Genomic DNA, 18,218 nt, shown 5'->3' with positions numbered 1-18,218 from the left:
TTTATTTACCTGCGGTCTTCAGCGGCTTGGAAGCCAGTTTCTTGTTCTTCTCGGACAGGGTCTTGATCAGGCCATCGACGCCGCCCTTCGAGATTTCCGAAGCGAAGGTGCCCTTGTAGGCTTCTACCAGCCAGGCGCCCAGCACGTTGATGTCATAGATCTTCCAGCCGGCATCGGTCTTGGCGACGCGGTAGTTCAGTTGCACAGGCTCGCCGCGCTGCTGATTGACCTGGGAACGCACTTCCACTTCAGTGTCGCCCGGGGACGAACGCATAGGCTTGAAATCGACGGTCTGGTCTTTCACCTGGGACAGGGCGCCCGAGTAGGTGAAGATCAGCAGGGTACGGAATTCGGCAGCCAGCTGCTTTTGCTGCTCCGGGGTAGCTTCACGCCAGTAGCGGCCGGCGGCCAGCGAGGTCATGCGCTGGAAGTCGACGTAAGGCAGGATCTTGGTTTCCACCAGGTCCATGACTTTCTTCTGGTTGCCGGCCTGGATGTCCTTGTCGGCCTTGGCGGTTTCCAGCACTTCGGAGCTGATGCGCTTGACCAGCACGTCCGGCGCTTCGTTGGCAGGAGCAGGGGCGGCAATTGCGCTGGTGGCCAGGGCTACCGTTGCTACCGCGATCAGTTGTTTGATCAGTTTCATTGTTCTTTACCTATGTAGGGTTGTGTTCCGGATCACAGGCTGGGTTTGGTTTCAGCCGGTTCCGGCATTATAGCCTGAGGCTGTTTTGGCGCCTCGTCCTCCTCGTCAGGCTTCTTCTGCTTGTCCTGCGGACCGTCTTCACCATCGTAAACCTGGCTGTTACGGCGCTGCATCCAACCGTCACGGATGAACTCGTAGCGGTCGAGGGCGGCATCTTCAAGCAGCGTGGAGGCGTCCAGCAGAGCTGCACGCTGATCCACAACACGAAGAACGGTGCCGGTGTTGCGCACGTTGACAGGATCTTTGTATTGCCATGGGTCGGCGGTGATATCCACCGGCAAGGCCGCCGTGTCACGCACGGTCGACGGGCCCAGCAGCGGCAACATCAGGTAAGGGCCGGATGGCACGCCCCAGGAGCCCAGGGTCTGGCCGAAATCTTCTTTATGTTTTTGCAAACCTGCTTCGGATGCAATGTCGAGCACGCCCAGCAGGCCGAAAGTCGAGTTCATTGCTACGCGCATCAAGTCCGACATGCCATCGCCAACCTTGCCTTGCAGCAGATTATTGGCAGCGGTCCAGACGTCGGCCAGGTTGCCGAAGAAGTTGCTCACGCCGGTCTGGAAGAAACCCGGGGTGACGTTCTTATAGGCGGTGGCAGTTGGTTTCAGCGCGTATTCGTCGACCTTGTCGTTGAAGTTGAAAACGGCGCGGTTATAACCTTCGAACGGGTCGCGTGGGTTCGGACCGGCGCAGCCGCTCAGCGTGCCCACCACGGCCAGGCTCAGGGCAAGTGTACGGAATTTGCTCATTGGGCGTCCTTTCCTTCTGCTGCCTTGCTATAGATAAATTGGTTGATCAAGTCTTCCAGCACGGTTGCGGACTGGGTACGGGCGATCTTGTCGCCAGCCACCAGGTTCTTGTCGTCGCCACCGGCTTCGATGCCGATGTACTGTTCGCCCAGCAGGCCGGCGGTCAGGATCTTGGCCGAGCTGTCTTTCGGGAATTTGAAGCCCTCTTCCATGTCCAGCGTGACAACGGCCTTGTAGACCTTGTCGTCAAAGCCGATCGAGGCAACGCGGCCCACCACCACGCCAGAGGCCTTGACGGCAGCTTGTGGACGCAGCGAGCCGATATTGTCGAAGCGCGCAGTTACCTGGTAGGTCTTGCCAAAGGCCATCGAGCCAAGGTTGCCGGCCTTGAGGGCCAGGAACATGAGCGCAGCCGCGCCCATCACGATAAACAGGCCAACCCAAACGTCGAGAGATTTACGTTGCATATCAAATCCTATAATCAGCGGTGTCAGGTCCTGACATACAACACGCTGCGCGTGTCGTATGTCAGGACCTGACCCCGGTTTTCATTTACTGAACATCAGCGCCGTCAGCATGAAGTCGAGCCACCAGATCATCAGGGAAGAGATGACCACCGTGCGCGTCGTCGCACCGGAAACGTCTTCCGGGGTAGGCTGGGCTTCATAACCCTGGTACAGCGCGATATAAGTGATGGCTACGCCGAACACCACACTTTTCACGAATCCATTGAATACGTCTTTCCATACGTCCACGCCGCCCTGCATCTGCGACCAGAACGCGCCTTCGTCGACACCGATCAGCTCCACGCCGATCAGGTAGCCACCGAGGATACCCACAGCGCTGAACATCGCGGTCAGCAGCGGCACCGAAATCACGCCAGCCCAGAAACGCGGCGCCAGCACGCGCTGGATCGGGTTCACTGCCATCATTTCCATGGCGGACAGCTGTTCGCCCGCCTTCATCAGGCCGATCTCCGCGGTCAGCGAAGTACCGGCGCGGCCGGCGAACAGCAGGGCGGTGATCACCGGGCCCAGTTCGCGGGTCAGGCCCAGCGCCACCAGCAAGCCCAGCGACTCGGATGCGCCGTATTTATTAAGGGTGTAGTAACCCTGCAGCCCCAGCACCATGCCGACGAACAGGCCGGACAGGATGATGATCAGCAACGAATAGTTACCGATCACGTGCAACTGTTCGACCAGCAGACGCGGGCGGCGCAGCAGGCCGGGCGACAGGCCCAGCATGACGAACATGGTACGGAAGGAAAGGCCGATGCTTTCCACATAGTCGCGCGCGCCACCACCCACGCTCAGCAGGAAACGGCGCATCATTTGCGTGCTCCCAGGCCCAGGTCGTCGGCCAGCGATTTGCCAGGATAGTGGAATGGCACGGGGCCATCCGATTCGGCATGCACGAATTGCTTCACGTAAGGATCAGTCGAAACCATCATGTCCGCCGGTGTGCCGTGGGCAACGATCTTGCCCTGCGACAGGAAATACACATAGTCAGCGATCATGAACGACTCTTTGACGTCGTGCGACACCAGGATCGTGGTCGAACCGAGCGCATCGTTCAGGTTGCGGATCAGGTTGGCGGTCACGCCCATCGAGATCGGATCCAGGCCGGCAAACGGCTCGTCATACATGATCAGTTGCGGGTCCAGCGCGATCGAGCGCGCCAGCGCCACGCGGCGCGCCATGCCGCCGGAAATTTCACCCGGCTTCAGCTTGGCGGCGTTGCGCAAGCCGACCGAATGCAGTTTCATCAGCACCAGGTCGCGGATCAGTTCTTCCGGCAAGTCGGTATGTTCGCGCAGCGGGAAGGCCACGTTTTCGTACACGGTCAGGTCGGTGAACAGTGCACCGTGCTGGAACAGCATGCCCATTTTGCGGCGCAGCACGTACAAGTCCCTGGTCTTCAACTGGTGAACGACCTGGCCTTCCACATTGACAGTGCCTTTTTGCGGGCGGATCTGGCCGCCGATCAGGCGCAGGACCGTGGTCTTGCCACTGCCGGAACCGCCCATGACAGCCACCACCTTCCCGCGCGGGAAGTCCATATGAAGGCCGGACAGGATAGCCCGCTTCCCATAGCTGAAGTGTAAGTCACGGATTTCGACTAAATTTGACACTGATGTCGCTCTTTGTTCTTGAGGCCACATTGTAATTCAGAAACGCGTCTCTCTGCTTGCAGCCCCGAAGCGGCCCAGGTGGCACAGCTAAAGAGGCAAATTTTACAACACTAATAACCGCAAAGTCAGCAATTTACAATTAGAAACGCCTGTTGACTGGCTGTTCACTGCTGCAAGGCAGCAAATTCCTGCTATTTTAATAACTTTGGCTCATTCATAGGAAAAAAGGCATGAAAATTCGTCGGACGGTCCTTGCTTGCTCCCTGGCAGCTATTTCAGTCCAGGCCCTGGCGGAAAGCGACAAGATCGAAGTCGTCACCGTGACCGCGCAAAAGCGCAAGGAAGATCCGAACAAGGTGGCGATGAGTATTTCCGCCATCAGCGGTTCATCCCTGCTTTCGCAGCAGGTGGACGATTTCACCGACCTGACGCGCGCCGTGCCGAATATTTCCTTCACCGCAGCCACCGGCAACGGCGGCGCCGGTCCCGGCACTTCCAATATCGAGATCCGCGGCATCAGCTCCGCAGCCGGCCAGGCGACCGTGGGCATCTACCTCGGCGACGTGTCGCTCACCGTAGGTAACCTGTACACCATGGGCACGGTGGAACCGAAGTTTTTCGACATCGACCGGGTCGAAGTGCTGCGCGGCCCGCAAGCCACGCTGTACGGCGCCAGTTCGATGGGCGGCACCATCAAGTTCGTGCCGAACGAGCCGGACCTGAAAGAACGTGAAATCAGCGCGTATGCCGAAGCCTCTTCCACCAAGGGCGGCAGCCCAGGCTATTCCACCAATGTGGTCGGCAACTTCCCGCTGGTTGCCAATGAACTTGCGCTGCGTATCGGCGCCCAGGCCCAGCGCTCCGGCGGCTTCATCGACCAGATGGATGGCGACGGCAAAGTGCTGGCCAGCGATATCAACAAGATCAATGACCAGGAGTTGCGCGTAGCACTCAAGTGGGCGCCGACGCGCGACCTGACCATCACGCCATCGGTCTACTACCAGCGGGTGGATGCCAAGGATATTGCTGCCTTCAACCTGGACCGCCCGCCATACCAGGCGCAAAAGCAGGTGCGCGAGCCTTCCATCGACAAGCTGCTGACGCCGAACCTGGCCGTCAACTGGGACCTGGGCGGGGCCGACCTGACCTCCAGCACCAGCTACTTCCAGCGCAAGTTCGACCGCACGCAGAACGGCTCCGCCTACAACAGCTATTCGCTGTCGACCTTCCTGACCTCGACCGACGATGGCGGCAAGGCGCCGCCGGAGTTGATCGAAGCGATCGCCGGCCTGCCCTCGGCGGTCTACCTGAACAACGCGGTGCGCCAGATTTCGCAGGAATTCCGCCTGGCCTCCAAGCCTTACGAGGCGGGCGGCTCGCCTGTGACCTGGCTGGCGGGCTACTACTTCTCCAACCAGCACACCAACCTGAACGAGAACGATCCGATCTTCGGCGTCAACGACACTTTCACCAGGTTCGGCTTCTCCAGCGCCGATCCGGACTTGCTGCCGGATTCCTATCCAGGCGCCTTCCCGAACGATAATTCCTTCGCCGGTGAATTCCACTACCGCGAAAAACAGCACTCGATCTTCGGCGAAGTGAATTACTACTTCTCGCCGGCGTTGCACGCCACCATCGGCGCACGCTACCTGAAGGGCAAGTCCGCACTGGCGCAGCGCAATAGCCTTTACCTGGCCGGCGCGGGCAATAACAGCACCACCAACCTGTCATCGCATGCCTTCACGCCGAAATACGCGCTCACCTGGGAAGCTTCGCCCGACCATACGGTGTATGGCTCGGTTGCCAAAGGCTTCCGCCTCGGCGGCTCCAATGTGTTCGTGCCGCCCACCACCTGCGGCCCCGATCTCGAAGAAAACGGCCTCACGGCCGGTCCGCCGACCTACGCCTCCGACAGCCTGTGGAGCTATGAAGTCGGCAGCAAATCGCGCTTCATGCAAGGCCGCATTGCCGTCAACGCCGACGTGTTCTACGTGAAATGGAAGAACATCCAGCAAGGCGTCTACCTGCCAACCTGCGCCTATTCGTACAATGCCAACGCCGGCAACGCCACCAGCAAGGGCTTCGAATTCGACGTCAAGGCCAAGCCGATGGCGGGCCTGACCCTGAGCGCCGCCGGCGGCTATGTGAAGGCCGAGCTGTCGAACGATGACGGCATCGCCAACGGGGTAGTCGGCGCAGTCAAAGGCGCGCAAGTACAGGGGGTACCGAAGTACAATGGCACCGTCACCGCGCAATACAACTTCTCGACCGCCGGCGGCCGCAGCGCCTTCGTGATGGGCGGCGTGCAATGGGTCGGCCCCAGCAAAGGCTCGCTCAACCCCGAACAGACCGACTACCAGCGCCCGGGCTACCACACCGCCAACTTCAGCGCCGGCATCTCGCTAGACCGCTACCAGTTGACCGCCTTCGTGAAGAACGCCTTCGACGAAGACAAGGTAATCCAGCACCCGCAGGTCGCCTCGATCGTGCAGGGCTATCGATTGGCACCGCGCAGTATCGGCATGAGCGTTGCAGCGAAGTTCTAAGTTGATGAAAGCATCGGATTTCGGTGCACGCCTTGTCGTGCTGCTGTTCGCGCTTGCATTTGCGCTTGTGTTCACTTGGGGCGGGGTTTGGGCTTGTCTCCGCCCCTTGTACATGCAGTTGCACGACAGCTGGACGGCCAACAGTTATGTGCCAGTGCCGGCGCGAGTCGAGTCGATTGTGCTCGACGAATGGTCTAGCAAGAAGACCGGCACCGCGTACCGAGCGAGAGGTGAATTCAGTTACGAATTCCAAGGCAGCACCTACCATGGCAACCGCCTTAACTTCAGCCTCACAGCGGACAACAAAGGCGGCTACCAACACGCCTTATATGCAAAGCTGAACAAGGCTCGGACGTTTGGGCGACCCGTGAATTTGTGGGTGGACCCAAACAACCCTGAATTCTCCGTCTACGACCGCTCGATACGCTGGGACGACTCGATCCTGGAACTTGTGTTCGGCCTTCTGTTCACGGCCGGTGGACTTTATGCCTGGCGCATCGTCTACCGCATATTTCGGGTTTGACACAACTACAATGATGTCAATTCCGAAATTGAGTCTTGAACGATGTTGGCACCTGCCAGAAAATTTGACCAATAATTGGCTGCGAAATAGCTCCGCTCCGCAAGCGCTGATCGATAAACTCTGTCGGGAATGTCCATTCCCAATTCCTTCCGGTCTACTTGCGTTATGGGCATATTCCAACGGCGGCGAAAGCGGTCACCTGGACCTGCCACCTGGCACTTTTATCCTGGACCGTGTTGAAGAAGCCATCGTATCTTTAACGAGGGATTTCGAATGCACTGAATTTCCCGGACTGTTCTTCTTCAGCGGGAATGGGGGTCTCGAACGGCTGGCGCTCGACTATCGGGCTTCGGCATCGCCACTTGTCGTAATGGTCGACCCCATCGCCGGAATTGAAAGCGTCGAAGTCATCGCGAATTCGGTCGAGGAATTGTTTTCAGCTGTCTGCGCTTACCCGGAAGATCACGACGAGCCATCCAGCTCGGATGGCTATTCTTGCTAAACCGCCGAGCGCTAATATTACAATTCGTCCATATTCCAAAACATAGCGTTAGATCATGGACGACAAAGACGACGACAATCCGCTCAGTATGCGTGTAGCCGTGGTAGTGGCAATCCTCGCCACCTTCATGGGCATCTGCAAGGTGAAGGACGACAACATCAACCAGGCCATGCAGCAGTCACAGGCCAACAAGGTAGATCACTGGTCGTTCTACCAGGCCCGCAATATCCGCGAAGAAGTTGCCAACTCGACCATCCTGCAGCTCAAGCTGGCCAAGGCCGGGCGGCCGGTAAGCGAGCAGGCTGCCTACGACGAGGCCATCGCCAGTTACACCAAACTTGCAGCGGACCAGAAGCGCAAGAAGGAAGAGCTGAAGGCCCAGGCCAAAGAGGATGACAAAACCTATGATGCCTTGAATTTCAAGGACGATCAGTTCGACCTGTCCGATGCCATGCTGGCGATCGCAATCGCCCTGCTGGCCATCACGGCGCTGACCAAGCAGCACTGGCTGTTCACGCTATCCATGGTGCCGACGACGTTTGGCGTGTTCATGGGCTTGTGCGGCTTGTTCGGCTGGCACTTCCATCCAACGGCGCTAGTCGCGCTGCTTTCCTGAAGTGCTGGACGAATGTTTGAGTTTAAGGTGGTTGACCTCCTCCCAATCCGTGACCGTAACATCGTATTTACCGGGAGGGTTGCGCAAGGCGAGGTACGCACCGGCGATACGCTTCTCCTGCGCTCCCCGCGAGGTGAACTTCCTGTCACTGTCATCAGCCTCGAGCCAAGTGGATTCCGTCGAGCTGGAGCGAAGGCTGGAGACAATATCGCAATTGTCATCAAATTCCAGGACCTTCGCGAAGTCGCAGATGGTTTTCGTCACTTAGAAGGGAGTACTTATCAAGTACAGTCCCTGACTTTGCTAGGAAAATGAGTTCCCAACAAGTAAGAGCGGCACCAGGTACCGAAGGCTACGCTGAAGATGCCACTTGGCTGATTCCTCGATACGACAGCATTTCGTTTGAGGACAAATATCGAGCTGTCTCGCATCTGATGCCTACGGCACCGAGTTCGGTTCTTGATATAGGAGCTGGCACAGGTAGCGATTCAGTTTGGCTCGCGGCACGAGGGCACAAGGTGATGGCCATTGAACCTGTCACTGAATTTCGCAACGCAGGTATCCAGCGACACTTCCCGCTTCAAATCGATTGGATTGACGATAGCCTTCCGGACTTGGTAAAAGTCGCACGATGTTTGGAATCCTTCGACCTGGTGCTGGTTGCCGCTGTCTGGCATCACCTCACGCCAGATGACCGGATAGTCGCTATGTCCAACATAGCGCGGTTACTGAAAAATGGCGCTATCCTCATAATGTCGATCCGTCATGGCCCGTCCCCAGCGAATCGTCGAGTATTTGAAGTGTCCGCTGACGAAACGATTGACCTCGCGATTTCATATGGCCTCAAGAAGATGCTTGAAACTCAAACCGCCTCGGCACAGCAAATCAACCAGAAAGCTGGTGTTACATGGACTTGGCTAGCCTTCGCCAATGAGAGATTCATACCCGCTGAATACATTAATAATCAGTGTAACTGTGCCGAATCCCATTGCCGCGATCATCTCTTCATCGGTCACATTGGAAGCACTAAGCGCCATAGACTTTGGCCAGGATCGCGACTACTCCAAGCACGACCGTAAATAGCATGCCTGTAAGGACACGAATTTCCACACGAACGCCCCGAATTTCCGCTCGAACATCACGAAAATTCCCTCTCGTCTCCTCTCGGAATTCACGGAAATTCTCGCGCGTATCCTCGCGAAATTGATTTAGCAACACCGATTGATGTTCAGCCTCGAGCCGAGATACTCGGTTTTCAACGTCACCATTTGGCTTGCGGGTTGGATCGCCGTTCATGGCTGCCTCGCATGAGAATGCGTGAAACCAGTTTACGCTCATGCGGAAAAGCGTCAAGCGCACTGGGCTGTGCGCTTGACGTGTACGAAGATCAGTTCACCGTGATCTTGCCGGTGCCTGCGTTACTCAATACAGATGCCTTCACCGCCGACGCGTTCAGCGGCGTCACCGAGTACGGCACGCTCCAGCCGACCTGGTTGCTGAAGTTGCACTTGCCTGCTACATCGAGCGCTGCACCGTTCAGCAGCGAGCCAGCATCAGTAATCGCGCCGGTCTTGCTGGACGAGCCAGGGTTGGTCACGACATTCGGGCAGCTCGAAGCGCCGGCAATATCAAATGCGTTGTTTTGCGAGATGATCTTTGCCTTGTAGGCGACGCCAATGCTGTAGTGGTTCGGGTAGACAGGATGCGAACGCGAGCCTTCAAAATAATTGTTATACAGGTGCACCTTGCCGAACCGCACGCGAGGACCGCGTTCCGCCACGTTCAGGAAGTGGTTATTGTTGAAGGTAACGGTCAGGTGGCCCTCATCGGAGGTGCGGCTGTCCGACGAGCCAATCAGGTTGTTTTTCTGGTGCAATTCGAAGCGGTTGTTCGATACGGTCACGTAGTCCGAGCCGTTCTTCACATCCAGCGCGCCGTCATGGCATTGCTTGGTCTTGCCGTTTTCAATTGGCAGCTTGTCGTCCGTGATCGAGCCATCAGTGAAGACGTTGTGGTCGACCCACACGTTGCGGGAGCCGGAGATGGTAATGCCATCGTATTCCGAATTCCAGTTGCCGCTGCTGCCATCGTTAGGGTCCCAGACCGGGTAGAGCGAGCATGGGTTCTGGATGGTCAGGTTGCGCACGATGACATTCTGAACGCCGCTCAGCACGATATTGCCGTTAACCAGGCGGGCATCGCTGCCCACGCCGATCAGGGTGGTGTTGCTGCCCGGTTTGATTTGCAGGCGCAAGCCTTCATCGGTAGCGCTCTTGAATGGACCGCCATTGTCGGATGCGGCCATATTGATGGTGCCCTGCAGCTTGATGATCTTCGGATTGTCGCCTTGTGCCTTGAGCGCGGCGACGAGTTGCGAACCGGTGTTGACCAGGTAGATCGCCGAAGCTGGGGCTGCTGCGCCGCCGGTGGTGCCGCCGCCTTGCCCAGCCCAACCGGTGGAAGGCGCAGCTTCCTTGGTGGCGTTGGCGGATGGCGCCGGGGTTGGCGTTGGGGTTGGGGTGGGTGTCGGGGTCGGTGTTGGGTCGGTGCCCAGCGCTCCGACTGCGCACTTCTTGGCCACGCCAGGATAAGGGTCGCTGCCAAACGTGCTGGTGTCGCACTTGATATCGCCCGACAAGGTCTTGAGGACCCATTTGTCTTTGATGCCATACGACACCGAGCGGCCGCTGCTACCAACTTTGCAGGTGCCGCCCTGGTCGGCACACTTGGAATAGCCACCGGGCCAATCTGCCGCAAATGAGCCAGCGGAATAGATCAACATCAGGGCGCCGCAAATGAAGCTTTTCTTCATAGCCAAGATATCTCCAAAAATTGTTTAGGGGAAGTGACATGCTGGACAATATTGTTCAAATAACGCATGTCGTCAGACATCCTATAACATTACAGGAATTTACGCAAAAATATTTCTTATAGGTAACTATATCGCAGGTATGGCGGGATTTTGGCGGGTTGGATGCCCACAGTTGTATGATGACTATGAATTTTGAACCTTTTGAGCGCGGTGTGGAATCAACCTCCATCGACATTCGAAAGGAGACGCCATGAAAATCCGATATCCCTCCAGCAGGGCGTGTGCGGCCGGCCTTGCCACCATGATCGCTGCTGCAATGCTGGCAGCTTGCGGCGGCGGTTACGGCGGTGGCAGCGATTACATGCCTCCCGCCCCGATGCAGCAACCGCCCGTCATCGCCGGCTACAAAAGCACCAGCCTGGTTGTCGACGTGGCCACGGCTGGCGTGGCCAACACCGACGCAAAACTGGTCAACGCCTGGGGCATTGCCTTCAACCCGGCAGGTTTTGTCTGGGTGGCCAATAACGGCAGCGCCACTTCCACCCTGTACGACGGCAACGGCGTGCCGCAAACGCTGGTGGTGGCCACACAGCCCGGCCCTACCGGCATCGTTTTCAACGGCAGCCAGGATTTCAAAGTCACGCAGAACGGCGCGACAGCCGCCAGCCCCTTTGTCTTTGCCAGTGAAGGCGGCATTATCTCGGCCTGGTCGCCGACGGTGAACCGCAACGCCGTGGTCAACGTTTTCGACGGCAGCTCGGCGAATAAGGTGTACAAGGGCCTCGCCACAGCGCCTTATCTCGGACTGAACTACCTGTATGCGGCGGACTTCCACAACAACGCCATCAATGTCTTTGACCGCAATTTCGCTCCGGCTGTGTTGCCCGGTTCGTTCAGGGATCCTGGTTTGCCGGCTGGCTTTGCGCCGTTCAATGTCCAGGCAATTGGCGACAAGATCTACGTGGCATATGCCAAACGGGAGGCCAGCGGCGACGACGAACAGGCCGGTGCAGGGCTCGGCGTGGTCAGCGTGTTCGATACGGGCGGAAACTTCGTCAAGCAACTGGCTTACGGCGGGGCGCTCAACGCACCGTGGGGCCTGGCGATGGCGCCAGCGAATTTCGGCGCGGCCAGCAACATGCTGTTGGTTGGGAATTTCGGTGACGGCAAGATCAATGTCTACAATCCGGCGACCGGTGCGTTTGCCGGCGCGCTGGCCAGGGCCGACAACACGCCAATCGTGACTGAAGGCTTGTGGGGCATCGCATTCGGGCCGGGCGTCAACAGCCAGCCCACCAACACCCTGTTTTTCACCGCCGGTCCGGGCGACGAGAAACATGGGCTGTATGGCCGCATCGATATGCAGTAAAGCTATGGAAGGGCGTCAAGCGCACAGGCATGTACGCTTGACGCGAGGCAGGGCTTAGCGTGGCAGGACGGAGCTACCCATCAGGTATTCATCCACCGCGCGGGCGCACTGGCGACCTTCGCGGATCGCCCACACCACCAGCGACTGGCCGCGGCGCATGTCGCCTGCTGCGAACACGCCTGGCTTGCTGGTCTTGTAGCTGTTGTCGCCTTCAGTCTGCGCGCGCGCGTTGCCGCGTGCGTCCTTGTCGACACCGAAGGCGTCCAGCACTTGCGCCACTGGCGAGACGAAACCCATGGCCAGCAGCACCAGGTCGGCCTTCATTTCGAACTCGGAGTTCGGCACTTCGCTCATCTTGCCGTCTTTCCATTCGACGCGGCAGGCGATCAGCTTTTCAACCTTGCCGTTCTTGCCTTCGAAGCGCTTGGTGGCGACAGCCCAGTCACGCTCGCAGCCCTCTTCGTGCGAGGAGGAGGTGCGCAGCTTGGTCGGCCAGTATGGCCATACCATCGGCTTGTTTTCCTGCTCCGGCGGCATTGGCATCAGTTCGAACTGGGTAACGCTGGCAGCGCCGTGGCGGTTGGAGGTGCCGACGCAGTCGGAACCGGTATCGCCGCCGCCGATCACGACCACGTGCTTGCCGCTGGCCTTGATCTGGTCCTTGATCTTGTCGCCGGCATTGACCTTGTTCTGCTGCGGCAGGAAGTCCATCGCGAAATGGACGCCTTTCAGATCGCGGCCGGGCACTGGCAGATCGCGCGGTGCTTCCGCGCCGCCTGCCATCACCACGGCGTCGAAGTCCTTTTCCAGGTCTTCAGGGAAGATGGTTTCCTTGGAGCCGTTGGCCACGCTCGCCGGGAAGTCCTTGCCGATCAGGACCGAGGTGCGGAATTTCACACCCTCCGCCTCCATCTGTTCGACGCGGCGGTCGATGTGGTGCTTTTCCATCTTGAAGTCGGGGATGCCGTAGCGCAGCAGGCCGCCGATGCGGTCAGCCTTTTCGAACACGGTCACGTCGTGGCCGGCGCGCGCCAGCTGCTGCGCGGCGGCCAGGCCTGCAGGGCCGGAACCGACCACCGCAACCTTCTTGCCGGTTTTGACTTCGGCCGGCTGCGGCACGACCCAGCCGTGCTCCCAGCCTTCGTCGATGATCTTGTGCTCGATCGACTTGATGCCGACCGGCAGCTCGTGGATGCCCAGCGTACATGCGCTCTCGCAAGGCGCAGGGCAGATACGGCCGGTGAACTCCGGGAAGTTATTGGTCGAATGCAGCGTGTTCAGCGCTTCGCGGTAGTGGCCGCGGTATACCAGGTCATTCCAGTCCGGGATGATGTTGTTGACCGGGCAGCCCGAGTTACAGAACGGGATGCCGCAATCCATGCAGCGTGCGCCCTGTACCTTGGCCTGGTCGTGCGTCAGGTGGATGACAAATTCCTTGTAGTTCTTGAGGCGAGCCTCGGGTGCCAGGTAGCTTTCTTCCTGGCGCTGGAATTCCATAAAGCCGGTGATCTTACCCATTTTCGTGATCCTCTCTTACGCTGCGATTGCTTGAGTTTCCGCTTCGATCGCGGCGTTGTCTGCCATTTCCACCAGGGCGCGTTTGTACTCGCTCGGGAACACTTTGACGAATTTGGAACGGCTCTCGTTCCAGTTGTCGAGCAACAGGCGCGCGCGCGTGCTGCCGGTGTGTTTGAAATGGCGCTCAATCAGGCGCTTGAGGATGATTTCATCGGCCTCCGGTTCGCCATTGCGATGCTGGCTATGCCAGGTGGCTTTGTCGACCAGCTGGTCGGCTGCCGCCCTCACTTCTTCCAGGCTCACCATGGACATATTGCATTTGCTGTGGAATTCGCCGTCCGGGTCGTACACATAGGCGATACCGCCCGACATCCCCGCCGCGAAGTTGCGGCCGGTGGCGCCCAGCACGACCACGGTACCGCCGGTCATGTATTCGCAACCGTGGTCGCCCAGGCCTTCCACAATCGCGGTGGCGCCCGAGTTACGCACGGCGAAACGCTCGCCGGCCACGCCGTTGATGAAGGCTTCGCCGGCCACCGCGCCGTACATCACGGTATTGCCAACGATAATGTTATTCACAGCCCAGCCGCGGAACTCGGTGTTCGGGCGCACGATGATGCGGCCGCCCGACAGGCCCTTGCCCACATAGTCGTTGCCTTCGCCCACCAGGTCGATGGTGATGCCGGCCGCCAGGAAGGCCGCAGCCGACTGGCCTGCAGTACCCTGCAGCTGGATGTGGATGGTGTCGTCCGGCAGGCCGGCGTGGCCGTATTTCAGGGCCACTTCGCCCGACAGCATGGTGCCGACGGTGCGGTTGACGTTCTTCACCGGCGAGATGAAGGACACGCGTTCGCCTTTTTCCAATGCCGGCTTGGCTTGGGCGATGAGTTTCAGGTCGAGGGCCTTGTCCAGGCCGTGATCCTGCTCTTCGCTGTGGAAGATCGACATGCCGTCGTCCACCTTCGGCTGATAGAACACATTGGTGAAGTCCAGGCCCTGCGCCTTCCAGTGGGTGATGGCTTTCGACTTGTCCAGCAGGTCGGCGCGCCCAATCAGTTCCTGGAAGGTGCGGATGCCCAGTTGCGCCATCAGCTGGCGCGCTTCTTCGGCGACGAAGAAGAAGTAGTTCACCACGTGCTCCGGCTTGCCCTGGAACTTCTTGCGCAGTTCAGGATCTTGCGTTGCAACGCCGACCGGGCAGGTGTTCAGGTGGCACTTGCGCATCATGATGCAGCCTTCCACCACCAGCGGTGCGGTGGCGAAGCCCACTTCGTCGGCGCCCAGCAAGGCGGCGATCACCACGTCGCGGCCGGTACGCATCTGGCCGTCGGCCTGCACGCGCACACGGCTACGCAGGCCGTTCAGCACCAGGGTTTGCTGGGTTTCGGACAGGCCCAGTTCCCATGGCGTACCGGCGTGCTTGACGGAGGACAGCGGCGATGCACCGGTGCCGCCGTCATGGCCGGCCACCACGATATGGTCAGCCTTGGCTTTCGACACACCGGCAGCCACGGTACCGATACCGACTTCCGACACCAGCTTGACCGAGATCGAAGCGCGCGGATTGGCGTTCTTCAGGTCGTGGATCAGCTGTGCCAGGTCTTCGATCGAGTAGATGTCGTGGTGCGGCGGCGGCGAGATCAGGCCCACGCCTGGTACCGAGAAGCGCAGTTGCGCAATGTACTCGGAGACCTTATGGCCCGGCAGCTGGCCGCCTTCGCCCGGCTTGGCACCCTGCGCCATCTTGATCTGGATCTGGTCGGCGGAGTTCAGGTACTCCGCGGTGACGCCGAAGCGGCCGGATGCTACTTGCTTGATGCGCGAACGCAGCGAGTCGCCTTCCTGCAGTTGGATATCCGATTCAACCTGCTCCTTGCCCAGCACGGAAGCCAGGGTTTCGCCGACCTTGATCGGGATGCCTTTCAGCTCGTTGGAGTAACGGCGTGGATCTTCGCCGCCTTCGCCGGTGTTGGACTTGCCGCCGATGCGGTTCATTGCAACTGCCAGGGTGGCGTGAGCTTCGGTCGAGATCGAGCCCAGCGACATGGCGCCGGTAGCGAAGCGCTTGACGATTTCCTTGGCCGGTTCCACTTCATCCAGCGGGATCGCCTTGGCCGGGTCGATCTTGAATTCAAACAGGCCGCGCAAGGTCAGGTGGCGCTTGGTCTGGTCGTTGATCAGCTGCGCATACTCTTTATAGGTCGAGTAGTTGTTGGAACGGGTCGAGTGCTGCAGCTTGGCAATGGCGTCCGGCGTCCACAGGTGGTCTTCGCCGCGCACGCGGTAAGCGTATTCGCCGCCCGCGTCCAGCGCGTCGGCCAGCACTGGGTCATTGCCGAAGGCCAGCTTGTGCAGGCGCAGGCCTTCTTCAGCCACTTCGAACAGGCCGATGCCTTCCACATTCGACTGGGTGCCGCGGAAGTACTTGTCGACCAGCTGGCGGTTCAGGCCAACGGCTTCGAAGATCTGGGCGCCGCAATAGGACATGTAGGTGGAGATGCCCATCTTCGACATCACCTTCATCAGGCCCTTGCCGACTGCCTTGGTGTAGTTGTAGATGGCAGCTTCCGGAGTCAGGTCGCCCGGCAGCGAGTGCGCCAGTTCGGCCAGCGATTCCATCGCCAGGTAAGGGTGCACCGCTTCCGCGCCGTAGCCGGCCAGCAGGGCGAAATGGTGGGTCTCGCGGGCCGAGCCGGTTTCCACCACCAGGCCGGTGGAGGCGCGCAGGCCCTTGCTCACCAGGTGCAGGTGGATGGTGGACGTTGCCAACAGGGCAGGGATCGCGACGCGGTCAGGGCCGACAGTGCGGTCGGAGATGATCAGGATGTTGTGGCCGGATTTCACCGCATCGACGGCTTCCGCGCACAGCGACGCCAGCGACGCTTCCACGCCTTCCTTGCCCCAGGCCAGCGGATAGCAGATGCTCAGTTCATAAGACTTGAACTTGCCGCCGGTATGCTGGCTGATGGTGCGCAGGCGCGCGATGTCGTCGAAGCCCAGCACCGGCTGCGACACTTCAAGGCGCATCGGCGGGTTGACGTTGTTGGTATCCAGCAGGTTCGGTTTCGGGCCGATGAAGGACACCAGCGACATCACCATCGCTTCGCGGATCGGGTCGATCGGTGGGTTGGTCACCTGTGCGAACAGCTGCTTGAAGTAGTTGTACAGCGGCTTCAGTTTGTTGGAAGTGACGGCCAGCGGCGAGTCGTTGCCCATCGAGCCGACGGCTTCTTCGCCATTGATCGCCATTGGCGCCAGGATGAAGCGCATGTCTTCCTGGGTGTAGCCGAACACCTGCTGGCGGTCCAGCAGCGATGCCGATTGCTTCTCGCCGGCGGCCGGGCCGTACTTGGCCACGTTGGCCGCGGTCTGGCTTTCGCTCATTTTGAGCTCGCCCAGCTTGATGCGCACGGCGTTGATCCATGCCTTGTATGGCTTGGCGTTGGCGTAGGTGTCTTTCAATTCCTTGTCGTCGATGATGCGGCCGGCTTCCAGGTCGATCAGGAACATCTTGCCCGGCTGCAGACGCCATTTCTGGATGATCTTCGATTCAGGAATCGGCAGCACGCCCGATTCGGACGCCATCACGACCAGGTCGTCGTCGGTCACGATGTAGCGGGCCGGGCGCAGGCCATTGCGGTCCAGGGTGCCGCCGATGTAGCGGCCGTCGGTGAAGGCCATGGCGGCAGGGCCGTCCCATGGTTCCATCATCGATGCGTAGTATTCGTAGAAAGCCTTGCGGTTGTCGTCCATCAGCGTGTGGTTTTCCCACGCTTCAGGAATCATCATCATCATCGCTTGCGCCAGCGGGTAGCCTGCCATCAGCAGCAGTTCCAGCGCGTTGTCGAAGCAGGCGGTGTCGGACTGGCCTTCGTAAATCAGCGGGAACAGCTTCTGCAGGTCGTCGCCCAGCACGGCCGACTTCATCACGCCTTCGCGAGCCCGCATCCAGTTGAAGTTGCCCTTCACGGTGTTGATTTCGCCGTTGTGCGCGATCAGGCGGTATGGGTGGGCCAGCGGCCACTCAGGGAAGGTATTGGTCGAGAAGCGCTGGTGCACCAGCGCCAGCGCGGAGATGCAGCGCGGATCCTGCAGGTCCTTGTAGTACACACCCACCTGGTCGGCCAGCAGCAGGCCCTTGTACACCACGGTACGGGCCGACATCGACGGCACGAAGAATTCCTTGCCGTGGATGAGTTTCAAAGCCTGGATCGCGTGGCCGGACGATTTGCGGATCACGTACAGCTTGCGTTCCAGCGCATCGGTCACCATCACATCCTGGCCGCGGCCGATGAAGATCTGGCGGATGACCGGCTCTTTTTCGCGGACGCGCGGCGACATCGGCATTTCCGAGTCGATCGGCACGTTACGCCAGCCCAGCACGACCTGGCCCTCGATGCGCACGGCGCGTTCGATTTCCTGTTCGCAGGCGATGCGGGACGCGTTTTCCTTCGGCAGGAAGACCATGCCGACGCCGTATTCGCCAGGCGGCGGCAGTTCCACGCCCTGCTTGGCCATTTCGTCGCGATAGAACTGGTCAGGAATCTGGATCAGGATGCCGGCGCCGTCGCCCATCAGTTTGTCCGCACCGACTGCGCCCCTGTGGTCCAGGTTCTTCAGGATCAGCAGACCCTGTTCGACGATCGAGTGGCTCTTGTTGCCTTTGATGTGGGCGACGAAACCAACGCCACAGGCGTCGTGTTCGTTGGCTGGGTTGTACAAACCTTGCGCTTGCATGCGATTCTC

15 protein-coding genes are annotated in these 18,218 nt (G+C 59.5%); 6 read left to right on the top strand and 9 right to left on the bottom strand.

Annotation, left to right across the window (positions count from 1 at the left end; all coding sequences use genetic code 11):
* Position 1 precedes the first annotated feature (1 nt).
* The 5 genes from ASD58_RS28700 to ASD58_RS28680 all read right to left on the bottom strand — a co-directional run bounded on the left by ASD58_RS28700 (position 2) and on the right by ASD58_RS28680 (position 3,586).
* Positions 2–646: a phospholipid-binding protein MlaC gene (locus ASD58_RS28700; protein WP_057265659.1), complete on the bottom strand. Its 645-nt coding sequence runs from the start codon at positions 644–646 to the stop codon at positions 2–4.
* Between the two features lie 32 nt (positions 647–678).
* Positions 679–1,455, bottom strand: coding sequence for a VacJ family lipoprotein (locus ASD58_RS28695; RefSeq protein WP_057265657.1), 777 nt, complete (start codon positions 1,453–1,455; stop codon positions 679–681).
* Positions 1,452–1,922 (bottom strand): outer membrane lipid asymmetry maintenance protein MlaD, encoded by a 471-nt coding sequence (mlaD, locus tag ASD58_RS28690; RefSeq protein ID WP_057265655.1) that lies wholly within the window; start codon positions 1,920–1,922, stop codon positions 1,452–1,454. Before mlaD ends, ASD58_RS28695 begins: the two co-directional genes overlap by 4 nt.
* An 81-nt stretch (positions 1,923–2,003) precedes the next feature.
* Positions 2,004–2,786, bottom strand: a complete 783-nt coding sequence (gene mlaE / locus ASD58_RS28685) for a lipid asymmetry maintenance ABC transporter permease subunit MlaE (RefSeq protein ID WP_057265653.1) — start codon at positions 2,784–2,786, stop codon at positions 2,004–2,006.
* A complete protein-coding gene (locus ASD58_RS28680; RefSeq protein WP_057265651.1) occupies positions 2,783–3,586 on the bottom strand; it encodes an ABC transporter ATP-binding protein in 804 nt (267 codons plus the stop codon). Before ASD58_RS28680 ends, mlaE begins: the two co-directional genes overlap by 4 nt.
* 230 nt (positions 3,587–3,816) lie before the next feature.
* On the opposite strand from ASD58_RS28680, the gene ASD58_RS28675 reads away from it, so the two are divergent.
* The 4 genes from ASD58_RS28675 to ASD58_RS28665 are packed head-to-tail and all read left to right on the top strand — an operon-like array spanning position 3,817 to position 7,773.
* Positions 3,817–6,132 (top strand): TonB-dependent receptor, encoded by a 2,316-nt coding sequence (locus tag ASD58_RS28675; protein ID WP_057265649.1) that lies wholly within the window; start codon positions 3,817–3,819, stop codon positions 6,130–6,132.
* Positions 6,133–6,136: 4 nt separating this feature from the next.
* A complete protein-coding gene (locus ASD58_RS28670) occupies positions 6,137–6,655 on the top strand; it encodes a DUF3592 domain-containing protein (RefSeq protein ID WP_229210145.1) in 519 nt (172 codons plus the stop codon).
* Between the two features lie 10 nt (positions 6,656–6,665).
* Entirely contained in the window at positions 6,666–7,157 is a 492-nt protein-coding gene (locus tag ASD58_RS31580; protein ID WP_156401545.1) for an SMI1/KNR4 family protein, read from the top strand.
* A gap of 55 nt (positions 7,158–7,212) precedes the next feature.
* Positions 7,213–7,773 carry a DUF4337 domain-containing protein gene (locus ASD58_RS28665; protein WP_057265645.1) on the top strand — a complete coding sequence of 187 codons (561 nt, stop codon included), beginning with the start codon at positions 7,213–7,215 and terminating at the stop codon, positions 7,771–7,773.
* Here the strand turns inward: ASD58_RS28665 and ASD58_RS31740 are convergent.
* Positions 7,753–8,037 carry a hypothetical protein gene (locus ASD58_RS31740; RefSeq protein ID WP_057265643.1) on the bottom strand — a complete coding sequence of 95 codons (285 nt, stop codon included), beginning with the start codon at positions 8,035–8,037 and terminating at the stop codon, positions 7,753–7,755. The two genes, ASD58_RS28665 and ASD58_RS31740, sit on opposite strands and share 21 nt — an antisense overlap.
* A 47-nt stretch (positions 8,038–8,084) precedes the next feature.
* Here ASD58_RS31740 and ASD58_RS30945 point away from each other — a divergent pair, with 47 nt between their 5' ends.
* A complete protein-coding gene (locus ASD58_RS30945) occupies positions 8,085–8,852 on the top strand; it encodes a bifunctional 2-polyprenyl-6-hydroxyphenol methylase/3-demethylubiquinol 3-O-methyltransferase UbiG (protein ID WP_082565757.1) in 768 nt (255 codons plus the stop codon).
* Positions 8,853–9,160: 308 nt separating this feature from the next.
* Here ASD58_RS30945 and ASD58_RS28650 read toward each other — a convergent pair whose 3' ends face one another.
* Positions 9,161–10,585 (bottom strand): polysaccharide lyase family 1 protein, encoded by a 1,425-nt coding sequence (locus tag ASD58_RS28650; protein ID WP_057265639.1) that lies wholly within the window; start codon positions 10,583–10,585, stop codon positions 9,161–9,163.
* 250 nt (positions 10,586–10,835) lie between these two features.
* Here ASD58_RS28650 and ASD58_RS28645 point away from each other — a divergent pair, with 250 nt between their 5' ends.
* Entirely contained in the window at positions 10,836–11,954 is a 1,119-nt protein-coding gene (locus ASD58_RS28645; protein ID WP_057265636.1) for a TIGR03118 family protein, read from the top strand.
* Between the two features lie 54 nt (positions 11,955–12,008).
* Here ASD58_RS28645 and ASD58_RS28640 read toward each other — a convergent pair whose 3' ends face one another.
* Both ASD58_RS28640 and ASD58_RS28635 read right to left on the bottom strand, forming a co-directional pair.
* Positions 12,009–13,472, bottom strand: a complete 1,464-nt coding sequence (locus ASD58_RS28640; protein WP_057265634.1) for a glutamate synthase subunit beta — start codon at positions 13,470–13,472, stop codon at positions 12,009–12,011.
* A gap of 15 nt (positions 13,473–13,487) precedes the next feature.
* On the bottom strand, positions 13,488–18,209 hold the full coding sequence (locus ASD58_RS28635; protein ID WP_057265632.1) for a glutamate synthase-related protein: 4,722 nt from the start codon (positions 18,207–18,209) through the stop codon (positions 13,488–13,490).
* Between the last annotated feature and the right edge of the window lie 9 nt (positions 18,210–18,218).

The organism is Duganella sp. Root1480D1 (assembly GCF_001427305.1).
Classification (GTDB): Bacteria; Pseudomonadota; Gammaproteobacteria; order Burkholderiales; family Burkholderiaceae_D; genus Rugamonas.
Note: the sequence above shows the minus strand (reverse complement) of the source record. Positions and strands in the feature narration are given on the sequence as shown.